General features: G+C 51.9%; 3 protein-coding genes. All 3 read right to left on the bottom strand.

The window, feature by feature from the left end; all coding sequences use genetic code 11:
- Positions 1 to 206: 206 nt before the first annotated feature.
- Positions 207 to 542: a hypothetical protein gene (locus FJ147_28005; protein MBM4259727.1), complete on the bottom strand. Its 336-nt coding sequence runs from the start codon at positions 540 to 542 to the stop codon at positions 207 to 209.
- 142 nt (positions 543 to 684) lie between these two features.
- Positions 685 to 1,797, bottom strand: a complete 1,113-nt coding sequence (locus FJ147_28000; protein ID MBM4259726.1) for an amidohydrolase — start codon at positions 1,795 to 1,797, stop codon at positions 685 to 687.
- A 90-nt stretch (positions 1,798 to 1,887) separates the two neighbouring features.
- A complete protein-coding gene (locus tag FJ147_27995; protein ID MBM4259725.1) occupies positions 1,888 to 3,081 on the bottom strand; it encodes a formyl-CoA transferase in 1,194 nt (397 codons plus the stop codon).
- Between the last annotated feature and the right edge of the window lie 170 nt (positions 3,082 to 3,251).

The following is a 3,251-nucleotide window of genomic DNA, read 5'->3' as shown; positions in this document are numbered from 1 at the left end:
GTCAATTTAGTCTTTGCTTGGCTGCAAAAACGCCGGTCCTTCCCGGTGGAACGTCAGGTGTATGCGCTTCCCCTCGCCGCCTAGCACTTTCCATCGAGTGAGTTTCTATTTAGATCTAGTAAATAAAAAACTACTAAATATGACAACATTGAGATTCCTATATTTAGCAACAGGCGCCGGCAAATTTCCTAGATCTAGTAGCTTGACTATTTTATGATCCGTTTCTCAAGCCCCAAGGCTTTGGCCCGTTCAAAGCGGAGTTCCCAGGCCTGTTTGTCCGGTTTCCATACTCCACCAGCCTCTTTGACCCGTTGACGTAGCTCCCTCTCGGCAAACCCGATCTGCACCAGGACACTACTGTCTACAATTTTCAACGACCGCGGTGTCCATGCCCATTCTTCGATAATCAGTTCTACAGTCTTGAAGCGCTTCTGCTGTTGCTCATCTGCGCGGTAGCGAACACATACGAGGCGATTCCCATACTGTGCGAGTAATTTCCTTGCTGCCCGATGCCCAGGTTGGATAGTCGTGCTGGTGTGCATGAAGGGGCTCCTTTTTTCGGCGAACATAAAGCGAAAATATGCATTCGTCAACTCACTCGCCTCAAGGATACATCGAGGCGCGACGGCTGGAGCAAAGCCACCGCGCCTTTCCCTACATGACCATGCCTACGTGACCGTTTTTCTACACTTCGATCCGATACACTTTGGCAGCGGTGTCGTGCACGATCAGACGACGGTCATTATCAGAAAGAGTGTTGAAGGTCTTGTTGATGAAGTCCTGCGACCGTGGCCAGGTTGCGGCAGTGTGTGGATAGTCGGATGACCACATGGCATTGCCTGGTCCGTAGATGTCGAGCGTACGCACAAAGATCGGTTCGTTGATGAAGGTCGCATATACTTGTCGTTTGATGTACTCACTCGGCTTCAGACTCAATTTCGCAGACGATAGTGCGCCGATGCGACTATGCACCATATCCATCCGCCACATGAAGTATGGGAACCACGCTACGTCATTCTCGGCAGAGATGATGGTCAGCTTCGGGAATCGTTCCAACACGCCACCCAGAACGAACACTGCCAGTGAGCGTTCGACATCATGATGAAGGGTGGAGGCTTGAAGCGCGAGATTACCCTTGAAGAAGTCGATGCCGGTACCTTTGCGACCAGTCAACACATGTAGTGAGAGTGGGAAGTTATGTTCCGAGGCGGCTGCCCAAATACGGTCATAGTGTGGATCGCTGTACGGGCGGTCATCAGGCGGCTCGGCCCAGATCATTGCTCCACGCATGCCTTTTTTGGCAACACGGGCTAGCTCCTCAACGGCTGCTCCAACGTCTTCCAGCGTGAGCAAGCCGAGCGGCAGGAGACGTTTGGGATTGTGGCTACAATACTCAATCGCCCAATCATTGTACGCACGGAAACACGCGGCTCGCAGTTCAACGTCATCTAACATGTAGAGCGGCATCCCCATCGAGGTGTAAATCACTTCGGCCAGCACGCCATCGCGGTCCTGGTCTTTCAGACGGGCGGCTGGGTCCCAGACACAGGCCGGGGCCTGTTCCATGCCTTTCTTGTTGTGCTCCGGCAATTGCTCTGAGGGCACACCAGCACCAAAGAATGCGGCGACCGGGAAGGGATTAATGTTCTCGCAGACGAAGAATTCTCCATCCCTGCCATTGAGCCCGCGTACAGTATGAGGTGCGCGATCACGGAACTTCTTGTCCAACCGCTCTCCCCACATGCTCGGTGGCTCAACAAAGTGTGAATCCGCTGAAATAATACCATAACTTGACATAAGAGACCCTCCTTTAGGATAAAGTTATCAGCTTTCAGTTATCAGTTTTCAGCCTCTCCTCTCTTCCCCATCTTCTCGTTTCTCCACTCTTCAAATAACTCCGTCCTCTTTGAGCGCTGCAATCTCTGCGTCGCGATAGCCCAATTCGCGTAAGAGTTCGAGGTTGTGCTGGCCGAGGAGCGGTGCAGTTTTTTGCGGTACGTCTGAAGCTGAGAGTCGTACCGGATTTCCCGCTGAGAGATACTTCCCCCGCACTGGATGTTCAACTTCAACGATCATGTCGCGTGCTCGCAAGTGGGGGTCGTTTAAGATGTCACCGGTGTCCTGACATGCACCACACGGTACTCCAGCATCAGCAAGAATCTTCATCACATCAAATTTCGAACGCTGGGAGGTCCACGCTTCAATAAAAGCATTGACTTCTGCCGCACGTTCGAATCGCGCATCGGCACTGTTGTAACGCACATCGCCAATCAGATCTTCGCGTCTCATTGCACGTAACAGTGGTTCCCACATCTGCTGTTGGGCATAAATAAATACATAGTCGTTCGGACCACCAGGGTGACAACGATACACCGTTCCGGGAACCGCTGACCCCAGTTGATTGCCAGTTCGTTCTACGGTCTTACCATAGCGTTGATGGTCACGTAGACTGACGCGAGCCAGGTTCAGCACTGCTTCTTGCATCGACACTTCGACTTGCTGGCCTTCACCAGTTGTGTGACGTTGCATCAGTGCGGCAAGGATGCCAATTACACAATGCATCCCCGTCCCAGAATCGCCAATACATGCCCAGGTAAACGTTGGTGGTCCATCGGCAAATCCGGTGATACTCATCGCCCCACCCATGGCTTGGGCAATTGGCTCGTAGCTCTTGAAATGACTATGCGGCCCATAGCTGCCGAAGCCTTTGATGCTGGCAGATACCAGTCGCGGATTAATCTGTTTGAGAGTCGAATAATCAAACCCTAAACGCTCAAGTACACCAGGGCCAAAATTTTCCAAGAGAACATCGGCCGTCTTGATGAGCTTACGAAAGACCTCTTTTCCTTGCTGACTCTTCAGATTGAGGGTCAGACTGCGTTTATTGCCATTAAACGTTAAGAAAAACAGACTGTCAGTGTCGGGCCGATCGCTGAGAGTGTGTCGTCCAATATCGCCTTTGCCTGGTTCTTCCAGCTTAATCACATCGGCACCAAGCCACGCCAACATTTGCCCACAGGCTGGGCCGGCTTGGTTGTTGGTGAAGTCGATGACTCGGATACCTTGTAGTGCGCCACTCATGCGCGACTCCTTTATTAGGGGGGTAGGGGTTGGGGATTAGGGATTAGTAAAAATGGGGAAAGGGAGTGTATACTCTTAGAAAGTGTTTTTTAATTCGTATTTTCCGTCGTCACCATCCGCAGCGTGCGCCGGATACTGGCCAAGTACACCATAGCGTCACTGGAAACGGT

It is taken from the genome of Deltaproteobacteria bacterium (assembly GCA_016874775.1).
GTDB lineage: Bacteria > Desulfobacterota > Binatia > Bin18 > Bin18 > VGTJ01.
Note: the sequence above shows the minus strand (reverse complement) of the source record. Positions and strands in the feature narration are given on the sequence as shown.

Excerpts from the sequence above, each read along its gene's own strand:
- FJ147_28005 (MBM4259727.1), bottom strand. The coding sequence starts at position 542 with ATGCACACCAGCACGACTATCCAACCTGGGCATCGGGCAGCAAGGAAA.
- FJ147_28000 (MBM4259726.1), bottom strand. The coding sequence starts at position 1,797 with ATGTCAAGTTATGGTATTATTTCAGCGGATTCACACTTTGTTGAGCCA.
- FJ147_27995 (MBM4259725.1), bottom strand. The coding sequence starts at position 3,081 with ATGAGTGGCGCACTACAAGGTATCCGAGTCATCGACTTCACCAACAAC.